Annotated in this window: 21 protein-coding genes; 7 read left to right on the top strand and 14 right to left on the bottom strand. The window is 58.7% G+C overall.

The genetic code is table 11. The annotated features are described in order from the left end of the window. Nucleotides 1-48: 48 nt before the first annotated feature. From NTD86_RS08170 to NTD86_RS08155, 4 genes are all read right to left on the bottom strand, one after another. On the bottom strand, nt 49-894 hold the full coding sequence (locus NTD86_RS08170) for an SDR family NAD(P)-dependent oxidoreductase (RefSeq protein ID WP_262201681.1): 846 nt from the start codon (nt 892-894) through the stop codon (nt 49-51). A 302-nt stretch (nt 895-1,196) separates the two neighbouring features. Continuing rightward, nucleotides 1,197-2,408 carry a CynX/NimT family MFS transporter gene (locus NTD86_RS08165; protein ID WP_262201680.1) on the bottom strand — a complete coding sequence of 404 codons (1,212 nt, stop codon included), beginning with the start codon at nt 2,406-2,408 and terminating at the stop codon, nt 1,197-1,199. Beyond that, a complete protein-coding gene (locus tag NTD86_RS08160) occupies nt 2,395-2,856 on the bottom strand; it encodes a nucleoside deaminase (protein ID WP_262201679.1) in 462 nt (153 codons plus the stop codon). Before NTD86_RS08160 ends, NTD86_RS08165 begins: the two co-directional genes overlap by 14 nt. A 15-nt stretch (nt 2,857-2,871) precedes the next feature. Continuing rightward, nucleotides 2,872-3,531: an ankyrin repeat domain-containing protein gene (locus tag NTD86_RS08155; protein ID WP_262201678.1), complete on the bottom strand. Its 660-nt coding sequence runs from the start codon at nt 3,529-3,531 to the stop codon at nt 2,872-2,874. Between the two features lie 109 nt (nt 3,532-3,640). Here NTD86_RS08155 and NTD86_RS08150 point away from each other — a divergent pair, with 109 nt between their 5' ends. Continuing rightward, nucleotides 3,641-4,498 carry a LysR family transcriptional regulator gene (locus NTD86_RS08150; protein WP_262201677.1) on the top strand — a complete coding sequence of 286 codons (858 nt, stop codon included), beginning with the start codon at nt 3,641-3,643 and terminating at the stop codon, nt 4,496-4,498. A gap of 59 nt (nt 4,499-4,557) precedes the next feature. Here NTD86_RS08150 and NTD86_RS08145 read toward each other — a convergent pair whose 3' ends face one another. The 5 genes from NTD86_RS08145 to NTD86_RS08125 form a co-directional block, all read right to left on the bottom strand. Beyond that, a complete protein-coding gene (locus NTD86_RS08145) occupies nt 4,558-5,235 on the bottom strand; it encodes a DUF421 domain-containing protein (RefSeq protein ID WP_262201676.1) in 678 nt (225 codons plus the stop codon). Between the two features lie 152 nt (nt 5,236-5,387). Next, nucleotides 5,388-5,768: a hypothetical protein gene (locus NTD86_RS08140; protein WP_262201675.1), complete on the bottom strand. Its 381-nt coding sequence runs from the start codon at nt 5,766-5,768 to the stop codon at nt 5,388-5,390. 154 nt (nt 5,769-5,922) lie between these two features. Next, on the bottom strand, nt 5,923-6,084 hold the full coding sequence (locus tag NTD86_RS08135; protein WP_262201674.1) for a DUF2986 domain-containing protein: 162 nt from the start codon (nt 6,082-6,084) through the stop codon (nt 5,923-5,925). A gap of 108 nt (nt 6,085-6,192) precedes the next feature. Then, nucleotides 6,193-6,549: a VOC family protein gene (locus NTD86_RS08130; protein WP_262201713.1), complete on the bottom strand. Its 357-nt coding sequence runs from the start codon at nt 6,547-6,549 to the stop codon at nt 6,193-6,195. 48 nt (nt 6,550-6,597) lie between these two features. Then, on the bottom strand, nt 6,598-7,950 hold the full coding sequence (locus tag NTD86_RS08125; RefSeq protein WP_410016964.1) for a CoA transferase: 1,353 nt from the start codon (nt 7,948-7,950) through the stop codon (nt 6,598-6,600). A gap of 108 nt (nt 7,951-8,058) precedes the next feature. Between NTD86_RS08125 and NTD86_RS08120 the strand changes: the two genes are divergently transcribed. The 6 genes from NTD86_RS08120 to NTD86_RS08095 all read left to right on the top strand — a co-directional run bounded on the left by NTD86_RS08120 (nt 8,059) and on the right by NTD86_RS08095 (nt 12,999). Then, nucleotides 8,059-9,213: a citrate synthase gene (locus NTD86_RS08120; RefSeq protein WP_262201672.1), complete on the top strand. Its 1,155-nt coding sequence runs from the start codon at nt 8,059-8,061 to the stop codon at nt 9,211-9,213. 124 nt (nt 9,214-9,337) lie between these two features. After that, nucleotides 9,338-9,685: a metalloregulator ArsR/SmtB family transcription factor gene (locus NTD86_RS08115; RefSeq protein WP_262201671.1), complete on the top strand. Its 348-nt coding sequence runs from the start codon at nt 9,338-9,340 to the stop codon at nt 9,683-9,685. Between the two features lie 18 nt (nt 9,686-9,703). Then, on the top strand, nt 9,704-10,987 hold the full coding sequence (locus NTD86_RS08110; protein WP_262201670.1) for an arsenic transporter: 1,284 nt from the start codon (nt 9,704-9,706) through the stop codon (nt 10,985-10,987). 25 nt (nt 10,988-11,012) lie between these two features. Continuing rightward, on the top strand, nt 11,013-11,483 hold the full coding sequence (locus NTD86_RS08105) for an arsenate reductase ArsC (protein ID WP_262201669.1): 471 nt from the start codon (nt 11,013-11,015) through the stop codon (nt 11,481-11,483). 11 nt (nt 11,484-11,494) lie between these two features. After that, nucleotides 11,495-12,187, top strand: a complete 693-nt coding sequence (gene arsH / locus NTD86_RS08100) for an arsenical resistance protein ArsH (protein WP_262201668.1) — start codon at nt 11,495-11,497, stop codon at nt 12,185-12,187. A 116-nt stretch (nt 12,188-12,303) separates the two neighbouring features. Beyond that, nucleotides 12,304-12,999: a tRNA (adenine(22)-N(1))-methyltransferase gene (locus NTD86_RS08095; protein ID WP_262201712.1), complete on the top strand. Its 696-nt coding sequence runs from the start codon at nt 12,304-12,306 to the stop codon at nt 12,997-12,999. Between the two features lie 6 nt (nt 13,000-13,005). On the opposite strand, the gene yghU is transcribed toward NTD86_RS08095, so the two are convergent. From yghU to NTD86_RS08070, 5 genes are all read right to left on the bottom strand, one after another. Beyond that, the gene (gene yghU, locus NTD86_RS08090; RefSeq protein WP_262201667.1) at nt 13,006-13,845 is read right to left on the bottom strand and encodes a glutathione-dependent disulfide-bond oxidoreductase; all 840 of its coding nucleotides are present in this window, start codon (nt 13,843-13,845) and stop codon (nt 13,006-13,008) included. 270 nt (nt 13,846-14,115) lie between these two features. Further along, the gene (locus tag NTD86_RS08085; protein ID WP_262201666.1) at nt 14,116-14,697 is read right to left on the bottom strand and encodes a HupE/UreJ family protein; all 582 of its coding nucleotides are present in this window, start codon (nt 14,695-14,697) and stop codon (nt 14,116-14,118) included. Nucleotides 14,698-14,762: 65 nt separating this feature from the next. Further along, complete coding sequence (locus NTD86_RS08080; RefSeq protein WP_262201665.1) at nt 14,763-16,298, bottom strand: amidase; 1,536 nt, start codon at nt 16,296-16,298, stop codon at nt 14,763-14,765. A gap of 203 nt (nt 16,299-16,501) precedes the next feature. Continuing rightward, nucleotides 16,502-17,134: an ANTAR domain-containing response regulator gene (locus tag NTD86_RS08075; protein ID WP_262201664.1), complete on the bottom strand. Its 633-nt coding sequence runs from the start codon at nt 17,132-17,134 to the stop codon at nt 16,502-16,504. Then, nucleotides 17,131-18,279 carry a transporter substrate-binding domain-containing protein gene (locus NTD86_RS08070; protein WP_262201663.1) on the bottom strand — a complete coding sequence of 383 codons (1,149 nt, stop codon included), beginning with the start codon at nt 18,277-18,279 and terminating at the stop codon, nt 17,131-17,133. The genes NTD86_RS08075 and NTD86_RS08070 overlap by 4 nt, the downstream gene beginning before the upstream one ends. Nucleotides 18,280-18,840 lie beyond the last annotated feature (561 nt).

Raw genomic sequence — 18,840 nt, 5'->3', positions numbered from 1 at the left:
TGTCGTTACGCAATGCGGGGCGCAGGACCGTGGCCTGGAATCATCGGATCAGCCTTCTTTGATCTGCTCCCACAACTGGGCCACTTGCCCTGCACTGTCGGCCTTGACCCTGGCCAAATCACTTGGGTAGTCGACTCCAGTGTTCTCGACGAAACGGGTCGCGGTGAATTGGCCATTGCTGGCTCGCAAAACGTAGCCTGTGTCCTGACACGCTTCAGACGCCAAAAACACCACACCGGGGGTCACCCATTCCGGCTTGAGCGTATCCGGCTCTTCAGTCACGCCCCACATTCGGGTCTTGGCCACAGGGGAAACCGCGTTAACCATGATCCCGTCGCTCCTGCCTTCCATGCTTAGTGCGTTCATGATGCCCAATTGCGCCATTTTGCCCGCGGCATAAGCGACCAGACCCGGCTGCGCATATTGCGCGTACATGGCCCGGTCCGAAGTGGTCAAAACTACCCGTGGCGCTACCGATTGCCGCAAGTACTTCCAGGCATGCTTGCACAACCACACAGGAGCATAAACGCTGACATCCAACGCGCGCGCTATGAACGCGGACTCAATAGCTTCTATGGGCTGATAACCGACCCAGCCCGCGTTATGGATCACGATATCCAGTTGGCCAAACGCCTCGACCGCTGCCTCTACCAATTGCTGGCAACCCTGCTCAGTGCCCAGGTCTGCGCAATGCCCCACTACGTTGTAGCCTTCAGCTTCCAACATGCGGGCCGCCCTATGGGCAATCGAAGCATCGACCCCATCGCCCAGGTTGTCCGCACCGATATCGCTGATGACAACATTGGCCCCCAGACGCGCCAGTTCGCGGGCGTAGCTCAAGCCCAGGCCTCTTCCGGCACCCGTCACAATGGCGGTTTTGCCTGCAAAATTCATAATTGATTCCTCCTGATGACCCCAACACCTTAACAATCCGGGGCTGGCGTGTTTAATACCGTTCAAAGGCGAAGTTGATACCTTGCGCCTATCACAGCGAAACGGCGCCCCGCACGGATCAATTCAAAGGAAGAACAACATGACCCAAACCCAGCGGCTCAACACGCCGCGACAACGCCATTAACCATTAAACTTCCCCAAGGTCCCGCCTGCCCTCAGCCATGCGCGCACTACGACTCCCCGCTCATGCAGCACTTGCTGTGGGTACTGGAGCACACTATTGACCCCAAGTACGCGGCTGCTCAGGCATTGGCCGACAGCGCCGCGGGCTGGAGTTCAGTGTCTGTACCGCGATAACTGGCCGGGCTGAACACGCGGGTCAGTATCAGCATCGACACTACCCCGACAATCAGCACCCACCACGCGCTGACAAAACTGCCGGTCAGCTCTCGTAGCCAGCCGGTCAACCAAGGCGAGACCGCGTTGATCAGAAACCCCACGCCCTGCACGAAAGCCGCCAACTGCCCGGCTGCACGGGGTTCACGGCAATGATCGAGGGTCAGAATAAGACTTAGGGCAAAGCACGCTCCAAGACCGAAACCGATCAAGGCCACCCATACGTGTGGCGCCTCAAGCGGCCACATCAGCAAGCCGAAGAAACCAAGGGCCTGGGCGCCAAGACTGATAGCCAGAAATGGCCGACGATCTATACTGCGTTGCGCCAAAGCGGGCATGACCAGCGCCGCCAGCACCTGGAACACGGTCATGAACGCCAACAGTGAACCGCTTTGGGTCGCGCTCCAGTCCATTTGCAGGTAATAGGCCGGCAGCCAGGCCACCATGCTCATGTAACCGCAATTCACCAACCCGAAGTACAGCGCCAATAACCAGGCCCTGCGGTTGCGCCAAGGCTGGGCAGCCACACCGTACGTGCGTGGAGCAAAGCCTTTGAAGGGCAACAGCCACCACATCAGCAACGCCGCCAATGCCGGTAATAACCAGACACCAAGCCCCGCCTGCCAATGGCTGAAATGTCCGGCCACCACCGGGCTGAGCATCGCCGCCACCCCACCGCCGCCCATCAGCGAAGCTGAGTACACCCCCAATGCCAGCGCCACACGTTGCTGAAACTGTCGCTTGATCAATGCCGGGACCAGCGCCTGAATCAACGCCACGCCAGCGCCGCCCAATAAAGCAGTGATCAGCAGCACTTCGGCCTGCTGCCCCAACAAGCGCCACACGCATGCACCGAGAATCATCATGAGCCCCAGCGCCACGCCGCGCCGCTCTCCCAAGCGGGCTTCGATCCGCACACCAACCAACGCAACCAGGCCCATGCAAATCACCGGCAAGCTGGTCAGCCAGGCGCTGCTTTGAAAGCTCAAGCCGGTATCGCTGCGGATTTGCATCAACAACGGGCTGATGGAGCTCAAAATCGGCCGCAGGTTAAGCCCCAAGGCAATAATCAGCGCCCAATTGGCCAGGCTACGCAAGCGTGAATCAGCGGCTTGCATGGCGCGCCTGCCAGTCTCGGTACACCTCGGCCATGGCGGGCTGAGGCAGATGCTGAACCTTGAGCGTCTGTTCGTTTAATGGCAACGCCAGTTGCCGATAAAGATCGGCGGTCGACAAACCAAACGGTTCACCCACCTCGTTCGCCGCGCCATACACAACCCGTGAGATACCGCTCAGGTACATGGCCGCCAGACACATCGGGCACGGTTGGCCGCTGGCATAGATGACACAGCCGTCCAGACGAGCGCCCAGACGCTCGCTAGCCCGGCGCAGAGTCAGCAGTTCAGCGTGGGCGGTCGGGTCCTGACTGAGGTGAATTTCGTTCACAGCCTCGACGAGTACCTTGCCGTCCTTGATCAGAACCGCACCAAATGGTCGCCCGCCAGCACTGACGTTACCCTGCGCCAGTTCAACCGCGCGGGCCAGGTAATGTTGATCCGTATTCATACAATCTCCTCTGAGTCACTTGGCGCCGGCTTCACGCAGCAGAGAGGCAATAGCTCTCTGGCCGCGCTGTTGCGCTTGATGCAAAGGGCTGTGGCCCTGGCTGTCAGGCAGATTCAGATCGGCGCCCGCCTGGATTAGCTGGGAAACAATCTGCTGATGCGCGGGGCCGCCATCGGACAGCACAATGGCTTCCATCAAACAGGTCCAGCCCAGTCGATTGACGTGATTGACGTCAACTCCAGCGGCGATCAACAAGCGTACGGTTTCAACATGGCCGCGCTCACATGCGGGAATCAGTGCCGTTCCGCCGTAGCGATTGGTGCTCTTGAGGTCAGCTCCATGGGCCAGCGTCAGCTTGAGGATTTCGTTATAGCCACTGGCTCCGGCATACAAGTAAGCGCTGTCCTGCATCTGATTTTTCTGATTAACATCGGCGCCCGCAGTGATCAGAGCCCGGGCGATTTCAACGTTGTTTTGTTGAGTCGCCAGCAGCAATGCGCTGCTGCCATCCGCAGCCTGAGCGTTGAGGTCAGCGCCTTGAGTGATCAAGTGCTGCACGTGCGCCCGCTCATCGCCGCGCACAGCATTCAACAGCGTGTTTTCGCTTGCCATCACGTCTCCCATCATTAACAGCCCAGCCGTTAGAAGGCCGGATTTAACCGTCAGGCGTCCCATTGCTCTGCTCCCTGTGCACATACCATGAAGGCCGAGTATGGTCATGCAGGCAGGTATTCTGAAATTAAATATAATCATGCCTTCCAGTGGCTACATGAATGGTGATCCCATGTTCGATCCTGTGTTGCTGCGCAGTTTTGTCGCCGTGGTGGATTGCGCCAACTTCACCCGTGCGGCCCAACGCCTGCATTTGACTCAGTCCACGGTCAGCCAGCAGATACGCCGACTCGAAGACACCCTTGGCTGCAAACTGCTCGACCGCGATCAACGCCAGGTCGTCGCCACGACGGAAGGCGAGCGATTATTGGCCTATGCACGACGCATTCTGATGCTCCACGAAGAAGCCAGAGAGGCCTTGCACAACCAACAAAGTGAAGGCGTATTGCGCCTGGGTGTGCCCGAGGACTTTGCCACCGAGCGCCTGATGCCCATGCTCTCGCGCTTCGGGCTGGAGCATCCGAACGTCCGGCTGGAGGTCACCAGTGGCTTGGGGCCTGAACTGTTGCGCCTGTTTCGACGGGGTGAATTTGATCTGCTGCTGGTCAAGCAGATGGGTCGGAACGATGATTGCCTGGCCTGCTGGCCCGAGCCCTTGTGCTGGGTAGACAGCCGCTTGCATCCCGCACTGAGCCGCGACCCGTTGCCGCTGGTGGCGTTCCCGGCAGGCGGCTTGTACCGCAATGAAATGCTTCATCACCTGGAAATGGGCGGCTGGCAGTGGCGTATCAGCTATTCAAGTGCCAGCCTGGCCAGTGTCTGTTCGGCGGTGGCGGCAGGTTTGGGTGTCAGCCTGCTGCCGCTGCGCGTGGTGACCCCAGAGCACCAAGTGCTGGACGCCAGCAGCGGCCTGCCAGATATCCAGGGCGTATTTTTAGCGCTCTACGCCCAAGGCGGGCTCAGCCATGCTGGCCAGTTGTTGCAAAGCCAACTGCTGGAGCTGTGTGAAGCCCTGCCCCGCAACGGCTGAACGCCAGGGCCTACACTGCCGAGCCACGCGCCAACGCTGCACAGGCGTTCAACCGATGATCAACAATGACGGTGCGCCGGGGGCACATGGCAAATGACACTGCCGTCGCGAATCGTGATGGACAGTTCGCCGCGCCAGAACTCAGCCAGGAACACATCCTCGGTTTTAAGCCCCAGATCTTTGATTTTCGCTTCCAGCCATTGCGGATCATGGCCTATGGACGCCAACTGATCGAGCCGTGCCTCGCTGTTGTACATCACGATCACCGACGGCATGTCACGCTCATCACAGATCACCGTCAACTCGCCACCCGGCTCGATTTGCGCGTAGTACACCTGTTGAAATGCACACGCTCCCTGGGCATGCAACTGTGAGGCAAGCCGCAGAATGTCGATCTTGTGTTTATTATCGATCAGGTTTTCAACGATGAACTTACCGTTCTTGATGATCGGTATCGGGCTGCCTATCGCAAAGCCACGCAAAATCTGGATATGTTTGGTCGCAGCATTAAGGATGTATATCAACAGCACGCCTAATAGAAGCACCAGCAAGTACTGTTTAAAGGGAATGGTATCGCTGTAGATCACACCGCCAATAATCCCACCCAGGATAAAGTTGCCGATGAGATCAATGGCCGTCATCTGTGACAACTGGGTCCGCCCCGACATGTACATGTGAGTTGCAATAATTACAAAACCCGCAACAAACTTCGCCAATACCCATGCGTAATACTCCATATCACTCCCTCAATAACCCCTTTACCGTGCCAACGGCCGGATTCAATAGCTTAAACACCCGAAATCAGTACCTCGCCGTGGGTGCAAATCAGCGTAGCAGGTTTAAACATTCAGCCATGAACAGAACGTGGGGAATGAGACAGGTCTGCGGATCAGTCTCGTTGTGACTGTGTCGCATCTTTGCAGGCGGTGAGCTGGTAACTAATCATGCTGTATAACGTGTGGGTGTCAGAAGACTGCACAGTTTGTGTCTCGGCGTAGTCCACTTGAATTGCATCCAATTTGGCCTTGTTTTCGGTCATTTGAACGATACAGCGATTCAAGTTGTCAGGCAGTAGAGGTTGCACACTGTAAACATCGATATCTTCCTGATTGCGCGTTGCAACAATCTGTTTAATGGCTTCGATCTTTTCCCGTGCAACTTGGTCTTTATCGCCCTCGCACCCGACCAGCACTGAAATTGATAAAAAAACCACGGCTGAATGCTTGACCACGGTTATACCCCTGAAATCCATGAGGGAATAAAACTTCATCTTCTACACCGCTTGTCAAAGAGTCATCCTTAACCGTCACGCCAGATACGAAAACGATCTCGAATCGTGCTCGGTCACTGGCTTGCGGGTCACCCGATCATGCGTTTATTGCAGCAACATAAAGTGTCTTGATGACAAAGGCGCTATCGCTTGCTCAGTCCTCAGATATAACGGTTGAGGCCTCAGTGGATTCAGCCGCCAACTTTAATCGATCAGCCTTACTGACATACGTGGACTTTTTTTTCGGTGCCAATTTGGCACTGGCCTTCTTGGCATGCGCCTTTAATAACTGCTGGATCTTTTTACGACGATTCATTCTCGGTCACTCGGATTGTAAGCGCTTGAATCATATCAGTTTAAAGAAGCAGCCCGGTCACAGGAGTGAGCGGTGACCGGAGCGCCATATGAACTGCGAGAGTGAAATCTACTCCTGGCTCGTCCAAACCGCCAGCTCATAACCATCAAGGTCGACAAAATGAAACCGGCGACCGCCCGGAAACGCAAAGGTCTCCCGGCTGATCACGGCACCCAAGCCCTTGAGGCGCTCTTGAGTGGCTTCAAGATCATCCGCATACACAATGACCAAAGGACCGCCAGGTCGCACGGGTTCTCCGGTGGAGAATCCACCGGTCAAGCGACCATCGGTGAACTCTGTATAAGTTGGCCCGTAATCCACGAACGTCCAGCCGAAGGCGCTAACGTAGAAGGCTTTGCTACGGGCTATGTCGCCCACATTGAACTCGATATTGTCGATCTGCCGATCTTTATGGTTTACGCCCATAACAACTTCCTTGCTGGTTTTATAGGCGCTCATCATAAGGGAACTCGGCTACCAGTGCGCAGCGTCCGAGCCCAGCTCATGGGCAGGCAATGCCCATTGGGCGTGGCAGCCATTGATATGGATTGGCCACAGAATGCGCTGCGCGTCGCCCCATGAAGTGTGTTCGAGGGGCATGCCTTTGTCGGCATCACTCTCAGCGGCGAACACGGGCCCATTAGCCAGCGCATGATAATCCTGCAGCAACTTCGCCGTTCGCGCCAAAGACAACCGGGCCTGGAGTACCGTACCGGCCTGCAGGCGCTCGGTGATGCCGGTAATCACCGCGGCCGCCATAAGATAGCCGGTCGCATGATCCAGCGCCTGAACGGGCAGCGGTACGGGTTTGTCGGCTAGCGCGTGCTGCATACCGGAATCGGCAATGCCGCTGCTCATTTGCACCAGGCTGTCAAAGCCGCGCCGGTTGCACCACGGCCCGGTCCAGCCATAGGCATTGAGGCTGACATCAATCAAGCGCGGATTGATTTGCTGCCTGACGGCAGTACCCAATCCGAGATGCTCCAGGGCATCGGCGCGGTATCCATGGACAATCACGTCAGCTAAAGCCAGCAGCGACTTCACTGTCGCCAGTGCGGCCTGATCGCGCAGATTGAGCCGCACCAGACGTTTGCCCAGCGTCACCTCTGGCACAATCCCAGGCTCATTCCAGTCCGGTGAATCAATCCGCAAGACCTCAGCGCCGTAAGCCGCCAGGCAACGCGTGGCGATGGGACCGGCCAGGACCCGGGTCAGATCCAGCACCTTGATCCCGGCAAGCGGGCGAGCAAGGTCAACAGGAGGCGCGGGAGCATGAGCCTGGACTCGACGCGCCAGATGAACCAGCGGTTCATCAGCAACTGCCCGACCTTGCGGGTGACGTGCCCACGCTTCGGTCGAAAGCATCTGTGCCGCACAGCCTCCCGCCTCGACGATTGCTGCCTCGAGCTCTTCCTTGCGCCACTGTGACACGGCCTGGGCCATGCCGGTTTTATCGGCATGGGGCCCGAGAATACGCTCAGCCGCCAGACGATGATGCGGGGCATTGGTGTGCAAACGAATCCAGCCATCCCTGGCCTTGTAATCCCCCGCAACCGGGTCCCACACGTTGGGCATTTGCCAACCGACGGGGCGTAAAGAAGTGCCAAACCAGATCGACGCCAGGCGGCGATCGACCTGCAGCGGCTCAATGGCTTGGCCACGGTGTTGAGCACGCAGTTTGGCAATCGCCAACGCTACAGCGGCCATGGATGCACTGGCCAGGTCGGTCACCGGATAAGCTGAAGACAACGCGCCCGCAGTCGTCAGCGTCACTTGAGTGCACTCATCAACATCACCGCCCAAAGCGGTCCAAACAGCGTGAAGCATGGCAGGCTGGGTCATGGACTGTGTTCTCACGTCAGGTTGATGCGAGCGACTATAGGCGCGCTAAGATTGACGTCAATCTTGATGTAAATGATCAATATGAGGTGTGTGATGGCATGGTTTACCGCGAAAGAAGCCCTGGCGTTTTTGCAGGTACAACCCCAAACGCTGTACGCCAATGTCAGTCGCGGGCGCATTCGCGCCAAACCGGATCCCGGCGATTCCCGGCGTAGCCTCTACAACGCCGATGATGTAAAACGCATGGCCTCTCGCCAAACCGGGCGGCGCAGTGTCGCGGCGGTGGCCGCCAAGACCATGGCCTGGGGTGATCCGGTACTGTCATCCTCCATCACCACCGTGGACACGAACCGCCTGTGGTATCGCGGGCAAGATGCTGTGGCGCTGTCGCACACCCACACACTGGAACAGATTGCGAGCTTGTTGTGGCAAGTGGACACGGTCAGCTTCAACACACCGGCGCGCATCGCCAATGTTGATGTCGCTTTCACCTCCCCGCTGGCGCGGGCCATGCAGGTACTGGTGCCGCAGATCGACACCGCACTGCCCTCCCGTGGTCGCGCAACAACCGTGCTGGTCAATGAAGCCATGAGCGTGATCGGCACTCTTATAGCCGCCATGCTTGGGCATTCAGAAACACCGGGCATGCCACTGCATCGTCGTATCGCCCAGGCATGGGACGTTCCAGAGGCTGAAGACATCCTGCGTCGCACCCTGGTACTGCTGGCCGACCATGAATTGAACGCTTCGGCATTTGCCGTGAGGGTCGCAATATCAACCGGCGCCTCAATACCCGCCGGGCTCATGGCGGGCTTAACGGCCCTGACCGGGCCACTGCATGGTTCAGCGGTGAAAGGTGTCCGGGCGTTAAAAGCTCAGGCGCAACAGCAGGGGGTTATGCAAAGCGTGCGCGATCATTTACAGCGCGGCGACACCCTGCCCGCTTTCGGTCACCCACTGTACCCCCATGGCGATGCGCGGGCTGCGGCCCTGTTGCAGCAGTTCAGCTTAACCCCCGTTTATCAGGCCATCAGCGAAGCCGGTGAAGAGATCTCCGGCGAAAAGCCCAATATCGATTTCGTCCTGTCGGCCTTGGCCGAGACATATGCCCTGCCCTCTGAAGCACCGGTCATCCTGTTTGCCCTGGCGCGCTCCGTTGGCTGGGTAGCCCATGCATTGGAGCAAAAGACCACAGGCCAATTGATTCGGCCACGAGCGAACTATGTGGGTGAAGCGGTGCAGGCGTGATGTGCTTTTTTGTTTCAGCCAACCCTCCACTGGTGCCGAAAATGTCAGGAGAGGAAAATCCGGGCTTGATTGAAACATATGGATAAACGTATATTCGGATAAACATATATACAGAGGCACATCCATGCTCACTCCCGCTGCCGTTTTCAAATGCCTGTCCGATGAAACCCGGGCCCGGGCAACGTTGCTGATCACCCGCGAAGGCGAGTTATGCGTGTGTGAACTGGTCTGCGCGCTGGATGACAGTCAGCCCAAAATATCCCGGCATCTCGCTCAATTGCGCAGTTGCGGGTTGCTCCTTGATCGTCGACAGGGTCAATGGGTGTATTACCGCTTGAACCCTGAACTCCCCGCCTGGGTACGCGAAGTACTGGACACCACCCTGGCAGCCAATACCGAGTGGCTTGAATCAAACACTCACCGCCTCAGCGCCATGGAGGGTCGCCCTCTCAACACAACCATGTGCTGCTGACTAAAGGACGAGACGCTTATGCTCACCGCCTCTGCCATTTTCTTGTTCACGCTGGTATTGGTCATCTGGCAACCCAGAGGTCTGGGTATCGGCTGGAGTGCCGCCCTGGGCGCTGCGCTGGCGCTGATCACAGGTGTCGTAAAGCTCGACGATGTTCCCTTGGTGTGGGGCATTGTCTGGAACGCCACGGCGACCTTTATCGCTGTGATCATCATCAGTTTGCTGCTGGATGAAGCCGGCTTTTTTCAGTGGGCGGCACTGCATGTCGCGCGTTTGGCCAAGGGCAACGGCCGCCGCCTGTTTGCCTTTACAGTGCTGTTGGGTGCCGCCGTATCGGCCCTGTTTGCCAATGACGGCGCAGCGCTGATCTTGACGCCCATCGTCATCTCGATACTGCTCGCCTTGCGCTTCTCTCCCGCCTCGACCCTGGCATTTGTCATGGCCGCCGGGTTTATTGCCGATACCGCCAGCCTGCCCTTGGTGGTGTCAAACCTGGTCAATATCGTGTCGGCGGACTACTTCGGACTGGGCTTCAACGAGTACGCGTCGATCATGGTGCCAGTCAACCTGGTTGCGATAGCCGCCACCCTCGCGGTGCTGTACGGGTTTTTCCGTCGCGACATTCCTCGCCATTACTCCCAGACTGACTTACAAGAACCACGGCTTGCCGTGCGCGACATCATGACTTTCCGCGCAGGGTGGGCGGTGTTGATTCTGTTGCTGGCCGGGCTTTTTGTGCTGGAACCCATGGGCATCCCGATCAGTGCAATTGCCGCTGTCTGCGCCGTGGTCTTGCTGGCAGTCGCTGCACGCGGCGGCATCATCTCGACCCGCCGCGTGGTCCGCGATGCGCCCTGGCAGATCGTGATTTTCTCTCTCGGCATGTACCTGGTGGTCTACGGACTCAAAAACGCGGGCCTCACGGGCTATCTGACCCTTGCCCTGAACCATCTGCTCGGCTCTAGCCTGTGGCTGGCCACACTAGGCACCGGGTTTCTCTCGGCGTTTCTGTCATCGGCCATGAACAACATGCCTGCCGTGTTGATGGGTGCCTTGTCGATCCAGGCCAGTGATGCCAGTGATGTGATGCGTCAAGCCATGATCTATGCCAACGTCATTGGCGCTGATCTGGGCCCGAAAATCACTCCCATCGGCAGCCTGGCAACACTGCTCTGGTTGCACGTTTTACAGCGCAAAGGCATCCGCATCACCTGGGGTTACTACTTCAAGACCGGGGTGATTCTGACCTTGCCGATTCTGTTTATCACCTTGTCAGCCCTGGCCTTGCGCTTGAGCCTTTGACCCTGCCCCAGAAGCGAGAAACTCCATGCGTATCCTGTTTATGTGCACCGCTAACAGTTGCCGTAGCATTTTGTCCGAAGCCATGTTCAATCACCTCGCCCCTCAAGGCATCCGGGCGATCAGCGCCGGCAGTTTCCCCAAAGGCAGCGTGCTGCCACGCAGCCTGCGCACACTGCAAGAAGCCGGTATCAGCATCAGCGGTTTAAGCAGCAAGGGCAATGAAGCCTTCGCAGACAACCCGCCCGACATAGTGATTACCGTCTGCGACAAGGCCGCCGGTGAAGCTTGCCCGGTGTATTTCGGCCCCGCCATCAAAGCTCATTGGGAGCTTGAAGATCCGTCTGAAGTGAGCGGCGACGAAGCCACTGTATCGGCAGCGTTTAACGCGACCCTGGCGCAGATCAAAAGACGCTGCAGCGCCCTGCTGGCCTTACCGCTCACGCAATTGGACCGTGACACCCTGAAACACGAACTGGACCGCATCAGCACTCTGTAACCGGAGCTCATATGACCGACCGACTGCCTAACCTCGATAGCGCATTAACCACCAGCACGCTGGTGGGCGCCGACGCAAATAAACCCAAGATCCTGCTGCTGTACGGTTCTACGCGCGAGCGCTCATTCAGCCGTCTGCTGGTCGAAGAAGCCGCAAGATTGCTGGAACACTTCGGCGCCGAAACGCGGATTTTCAACCCCAGCGGGCTGCCATTGCCGGACGACGCGCCCGCCGATCACCCAAAAGTCCAGGAACTGCTCGAGCTGATGCAGTGGTCTGAAGGCCAGGTCTGGTGCTCACCGGAGCGACATGGCGCCATGTCTGCGGTGTTCAAGGCGCAAATTGACTGGGTGCCGCTGGCATTGGGGGCTGTGCGCCCGACCCAGGGCAAAACCCTGGCGGTCATGCAGGTCAGTGGCGGATCGCAGTCATTCAATGTGGTCAACCAACTGCGGGTGCTGGGGCGCTGGATGCGGATGTTCACCATCCCGAACCAATCTTCAGTGCCCAAGGCTTATCTCGAATTCGATGAACACAACCGCATGAAGCCTTCAGCTCTGTATGACCGCGTGGTAGACGTGATGGAAGAACTGGTCAGGTTCACGCTGCTGCTCAGAGAGCGCCCCGACCTGGTGGATCGTTATTCAGAGCGCAAGGAATCTGCGCAAGCACTGACTGAACGTGTCAATCAACGCGCCATTTAATCGCCAAGAGCCAAGCGCACCAACGGCCCGATATGACAAAATCGCCCTTTTTCCCAGCGCGAGCACTTCGTGAGGCCGCATAAGTGCCACGCATGGGTGCTGATAAGGAACTGCCGTTGAACCCACACACATTGTCCCTGCGCCTTGAGCGCGTGGCGGCGCAGATGCCAGCCGGTGCGCGGCTGGCCGATATTGGCTCAGACCACGGCTACCTGCCGGTGGCATTGATACAGCGTGGCGCCATCTCGACGGCGGTGGCGGGCGAAGTCGCACTCACGCCCTTTCACGCGGCACAACGCACCGTGCGGGACAATCACTTGGAAGATCGGATCACCGTGCGCCTGGCCAACGGCCTCGCGGCCATCGAACCGGATGACGGGATCACCGCAATCAGCCTGTGCGGCATGGGTGGCGAGACCATTCGCGACATTCTGGACAGTGGCAAGCACCATTTGAACGGCCAGGAACGCCTGATATTGCAACCCAACGGCGGGGAACAACCGCTACGTCAGTGGCTGATGGAACATCATTACCGCATCGTCTTTGAAGAAGTTCTACTGGAAAACCGCTTCTACTACGAAATCATCGTCGCAGAGCGCTCCGGGCCAGTGACCTACAGCGCTCAAGAACTGTACTTTGGCCCGCTGCACCTGCCCAACCGCAGCCCGGCCTTTCTGGCCAAATGGCAGCGGCTGCTGGGTGAGCGTCAAAAGACGTTGAAGCAGTTCACTCAAGCACGGCAGGCCGTGCCTGAGGAAAAAGTGCAAGACATCGCCCGACAGGTGCGCTGGATCAGCGAGCTGCTGGCGTAAAGGCGATCAATCCAGATCAGACGCCTGGTGACGCTCAGGCACCTGATTGGCTTCATCACCCCAGGTACGGTTGACCCGCAGCCCACGAATCACTGCGGGGCGCTTGGCAATCTCTTCAGCCCAGCGCTGCAAATGCGTGTATTCGTGGGCAGACAGGAACTCAGCCGCCGAATACACATTGTTACGCACCAATTGCCCATACCAGGACCACACCGCAATATCGGCGATGGTATAAGTCTCGCCCGCCAGATACGGGCTTTCAGCCAGACGACGATCCAGCACGTCCAGTTGCCGCTTGGCCTCCATGGTGAAGCGATTGATCGGGTATTCCAGTTTCTCTGGCGCGTAGGCATAAAAATGCCCAAAGCCACCGCCCAGATAAGGCGCCGCGCCCATCTGCCAGAACAGCCAGTTCAGGGTTTCGGTACGCCCGGCCAGGTCAGTGGGAATAAAGGCACCGAACTTCTCAGCCAGATAGAGCAGAATTGAGCCCGACTCAAATACCCGAATGGCCGGGTCAACACTTCGGTCCAGCAACGCTGGAATCTTAGAATTCGGGTTGACCGCGACAAAGCCGCTGGAAAACTGATCGCCCTCACCGATACGAATCAACCAGGCATCGTACTCAGCTGCGCTATGCCCCAGCGCCAGCAACTCCTCCAACAGAATCGTCACCTTCACCCCATTGGGCGTGGCCAGCGAATACAACTGCAACGGATGCTTGCCGACCGGTAATTCCTTGTCATGCGTAGGCCCGGCAATCGGGCGGTTGATACTTGCAAAATGCCCACCGGACGGTGCGGTGTTTGTCCAGACTTTAGGCGGAACATAAGGAGAATTGCTCAAGAGACGAACCTCATCGGTTATAGGCTGAGACGGCATGAGCCCAGGCAACCATCACCGGGCTCGATGGCGACAGCACACCATATGCGGTCGCAGCGTGTCTAGAGTGTGGATGTGCGGCAGGTTAAGGAATGCGGATACTCGCGGGGGCAGGATGTCGACGAGGTCTGTACGGGCAACCACTGCTAGCTCAATCGGCGTTGAATCGAAATGAGCCGTGCAGTGAGGCTGCCTACATCAGCCTCACTGCGAGCGCTTGATAAGCGCCCCCCATCAGCCTGCCAGTAACGCGACGCCTGCCCCCGCCGAAGCCATACCGAGCATTCTAACCAGTCCATCGGCGCGCATCGGCAACACCCGGGCCAAAGCAAAGCCTGCTGCATGCAGCACCGATGTTGCGATCAGAAAACCAACCGCATAAGCCGCAGGGCTTAGCATGTCCGGTAACTCCATACCGTGGGCGATGCCGTGGGCCATCCCGAAAAAGCCGGTAATGCCCAGGGCAAGCGCCACAGGTGGACGCGCCGCCACCGCGACCAGCAAACCAAAGGCGAGCACCGATGCAGCGATCCCGGTTTCCAGATAGTCAATGGCGAATCCATCGAACCCCATGAGGCCACCCAGCAACATGCCGCCGACGAAGATCAGTGGCAACATCCAGCGTACCTTGCCGGTCTGCTGCGCGGCCCAGAGGCCGACCGCGAACATCGCCAACAGGTGATCCACTCCGCTGAAGGGGTGTGCCAGGCCCGCCATAAAGCCTGACTCGTCATGCCCGGGATGGGCAAATGCGAACACCGGCAGCAGGCATAAGACAGCGCCCAGCGAAAACCGTACCAATTGACTCAATGCCATGAAAACACTCCTGAATCTCGAATAGGGCAAGGTGCTGACACCGTCAGCACCCGGCCAAGACCTGCTTAACGACGTGGCGGTTTAGGGAATGGACCACGGGCTTGCTCGTAGGCCTGAGCCACGCGCAAGGCCAAAGCGTCCTGAAACCGTGGGGCGACGATCATCATCGCCACCGGCAAGCCATCAGCCAGGCCTGTAGGAATCGAAGTCGCCGGGTGGCCAGTGAGGTCGAACGGTGCAGTGTTGGTCAGCATGCTCAGCGCGCTGTGCACGTACTCCTCGATCGGCGCATCGGCTGCGGTCAGCGGCGTCGCCACGAAGGGCATGGTTGGCAGCACCAGCACATCGAAATCCTTGAGCGCCTCGTCGTATTGACGAGTGAGTTCCGGCACCAGCATGCGCGCCTTCGCGTAGTAGGCGCCGTGCAGGTTTTTCAGGCTGTAGTGACCGGTCAAGGCCACAGCGCAAACGGTGCTGGACAACGCATCGGCGTGCTCGCGACGCTTGGCACCAAAGTAGCTCATGATGTCCGGATCGTAATAGCCGTCCACGTTCATGCCATAGCCGTTGCCCTGTAGCATCTGATACGCCGCGCCATCGGTGGCAATGACCTTCCACATATCCATTGCGACCCCCGAATGCCAGGGCGCGCTGGCTTCGCCGACCGTCGCACCGAGGCTTTGCAGTTGGGCGACTGCTGCTTTGACCTGAGCATCCACCTGCACCTCGGATACCCCGGGAATCGCGAAACCTTCACGCAGCACGCCAATTCTGAGGCCCGCCACGCCCTGATCAAGCGTGGCGACACAGGCAACGGCTGGCGGGTTCTTCTGCCGGGAGTCGAGGCCATCGGCCCCGGCGATGACATCGAGCATCACGGCCACGTCATGCACGCTGTTGGCCATCGGGCCGACATGATCGATGGTCCTTTCGATCGGGAAAGTCCCGGTATAAGGCACCAGGCCGTAGGTGGGCTTGTGACCGACGATGCCGCTCCAGGCCGAAGGCATGCGGATCGAGCCTCCCTGATCGCCACCGATCGCCATGTCGACCTCATCGAGCGCAACCAGCACTGCGCTGCCGCTGGATGAACCGCCGGCATTGCGGGTCTGGTCCCATGGATTTTTAACAGGGCCACTGGCAGCGGTGAAGCTGGCGCCGGAGAAGCACAGATCCTCGCAGACCGACTTGCCCACTACTGTCGCGCCAGCGGCGAGCAGACGTTTAACCACGGTCGCATCTTCTGACGGAATGTAACCATCCAGGCTGAGCGAGCCGTTGGCCATGGGTACGCCAGCCACCGAGACATTGTCTTTGATGACCACGGTCTTGCCGGCCAGCGGGCCTTGGGCAGCGCCCGTGATATGGGTTTTCACGTACCAGGCACCATGAAGATTATCGGCCTCCGGTGCCTTGCTGAATTCACGCACGGGCGGCTGCTGCGCGATGGTTTGGGCATACAGTTTGTCAATGGCGTCGTAGGAGCCAAGAGTCTCATCAGCCAGACTGAGGAAGGACTCCATCTGACTGTCGTTCAGGTGATAGCTGTGGTCTTCGGCGGCGATCAGAAAATCGGCTTTGCTCGGGCGTTTTACAGACATGGTGGCTCTCCAGATATCGGTTAAGGACTGCCCGTGACCAGGCAGCCATTGACTCGAACCCACTGCGCGAATGCGCAGGTAGCGGTTCGTTCCGGAGGACTCCGTTGTCCAGTCCGGTCGCCACGCGGTGATCCATACTTGCCGATCAAGGGCGTATGGCAAGCCTCCACGCAGAAGAGGGTCAGGCCTCTTGGGGCCGACGCTCAGGAACAGGCTTTTTGCAACAACTCATGGGCCTTGACCAGCGCTTTGGCGATCTTCTCCACTGGCTCGCGTTTGGCCATGGCCTGATCACGCAAGGCGTTATAAGCCTCGGCCTCCGACATTCCCTTGGTCTCGATGAGGATGATCTTGGCCTGCTGTACGGTGCGCATCACGGCCATCCGGCCTTCCAGTCGCTTGACGTGTTTTTCGCGCTCACGGGCCTTGCGCGATTGACTCAAGGTCAGCGCCAACGCCGTGAGCAGACCGAACGAGCGAACTGGCGACGGGATCACCGAACTGGCGTTGAGCTGCACCAACGCCTCGACAATAATCGGATTTTCGTAGGCGATTACCGGAATGATCGGCGGGGTGCTGGCGTACAGCAACCAGGGCGTATTGGTCGAAAGGCTTTCCGGGGATACGGCAAGCACGATCACGTCCACTTCGGTGTTGAGCCTCTCGGGAATCGGCCACTGCACACGCACCTGACAGCCGATGCGCTGCAGCTGTTCGATCAGGTTGCGGCCATCGTCGTCATCCGGGTGCACCACCAGCACGCTTATGTCGCGCAGAGCCTTGATCCCCGAACTACTGACATTGCGTTGTCGTTTCTTTGCCGCACGCAAGGTCATAGCGCCCTCCCGGTATCACTCGACCACTCGTTCTGGCGCGGCGCGATAGCGTATGGATCGGGTTTGAGGGCGTTCTGGCTTTCATAAAGAATGTCGAACTGCCCCAGAGCATTGGCCCGTCCGATGCGCGAATAAAGGTAGGTGTGATGGTTGTGCGCGTCGACCCTGACGCGCCCTTGAGGCGCCTCGAATTCGAGACCGCGCATGGCTTGCAGCACGTCATCGACTTCGGTACTGCCTGCACTGAGAATTGCCTTGGCCAGCAGGTGCACCTGAAAATAGGCAGCCTCCCAGCATCGGTCGGTGACCTGCTCCTGACCGAACAGTGCACGGTATTGCGCGATGCACTGGCGGTTTAACGCAGTGTCCACCGACTGGAAATAGGTCGCTGCCGAAATGTGCCCTGCCCCCAGATGAGCCCCCATCTGCTTGATGTCGGTCTCGCTGGTGGTCAGGCTGGCGATGGGCATCACGGCCGGATCAAAACCGGCGTCGGCATAGGCTTGATACAAGTGCGCCATGCTCTCGCCCACGACCGTGGAGAAAATAAACGACGGCCTGAGCTCCCTGGCCTTGACCATCAGCTTGGCGAAATCCTTGGGCTGGGCGTTCTTGAGCGGCAGGTAATACTCACCGAGCTTGGTGCCGCCGCGCTCATACAGAAGGTCGCTCATCAATCGGTTGGTTTCGTAGGGATAGACGTACTCGGAGCCAATCATCAACACCCGGTTGCCGAAGTTCTCGAGCATGTAATTGCCCAGCGGCACCGCGTTGTGGTTGGGTGTTGCGCCGGTGTAGATGATGTTGCGCGAATACTCGAAACCTTCGTAATACACCGGGTACATCAACAGCGCGTCGTAGCGTTCCACGATCGGCAGCGCAGCCTTGCGCGCAGCCGAAGTGAAGCAACCGAAGAAGAACCGCAGATTTTCCTCGCGGATCAACGACTCGACATGCATGGCATACAACGCGGGGGTCGAATCGGGGTTGCGGGTAACCAGTTCCAGAGGCCGCCCCCCGACGCCACCCGCTGCGTTGATCTGCTCGATTGCGAATTGCGCACCGCGCATTGTCGAGCCCTCGGCGGCTGCCGTGACGCCAGTGTCGGAAAACAGACCGCCTATGCGGATCGCCTGGTCAACCATGCCTATCAACCTTGTTCAATGTGTGATCAGACGCCCGGCGTCCGTCAGGCGCGGGCCATCTGCAAAGAGTCATTGTGCAATGCGTTGTTGAGCGGTGGCCGTGTATTCAACGGCTGCTCTCAGGCGGCTTGTGCCTGAAACCGGTGCGACTGCGCTGTCGGGACCGGCCATGCGGGGAGCCTTCCGCACCTGCCGGAAACGGGCGTGCGGCAAGGAACCCTGCGAGGGTGATGCCGTGCTCTCATGCAGAATGCGGGCCACTCGCTCTCCAGCCGCCTGATCGTGGAGCCACGCCTAGAGTGAACGGACCATCAGCAGGACAATGCTGGACGCACAGCACCGATCAAGCCTTCACGCTTTTGGTGCACAACCAGACGCCCCGCCCCAAATCGGCGCATGACCCGCCAAGCGTGCAATAAATGCAGGGAATGCCGATCGTTATGCCCGCTGGCCCCTGATGGTGCCTTCATCGGCAATTGGCACCGCCCTTGCAAATACTCTCCCGAGACATCGCGCCGGCTGTCTGCCCTACGCCCGCTTGGCAAGTAGGGAGACACCTGG

It is taken from the genome of Pseudomonas sp. 7P_10.2_Bac1 (assembly GCF_025465935.1).
In the GTDB taxonomy this organism is placed as follows: domain Bacteria; phylum Pseudomonadota; class Gammaproteobacteria; order Pseudomonadales; family Pseudomonadaceae; genus Aquipseudomonas.
This window is presented reverse-complemented; position numbering and strand designations above follow the sequence as displayed.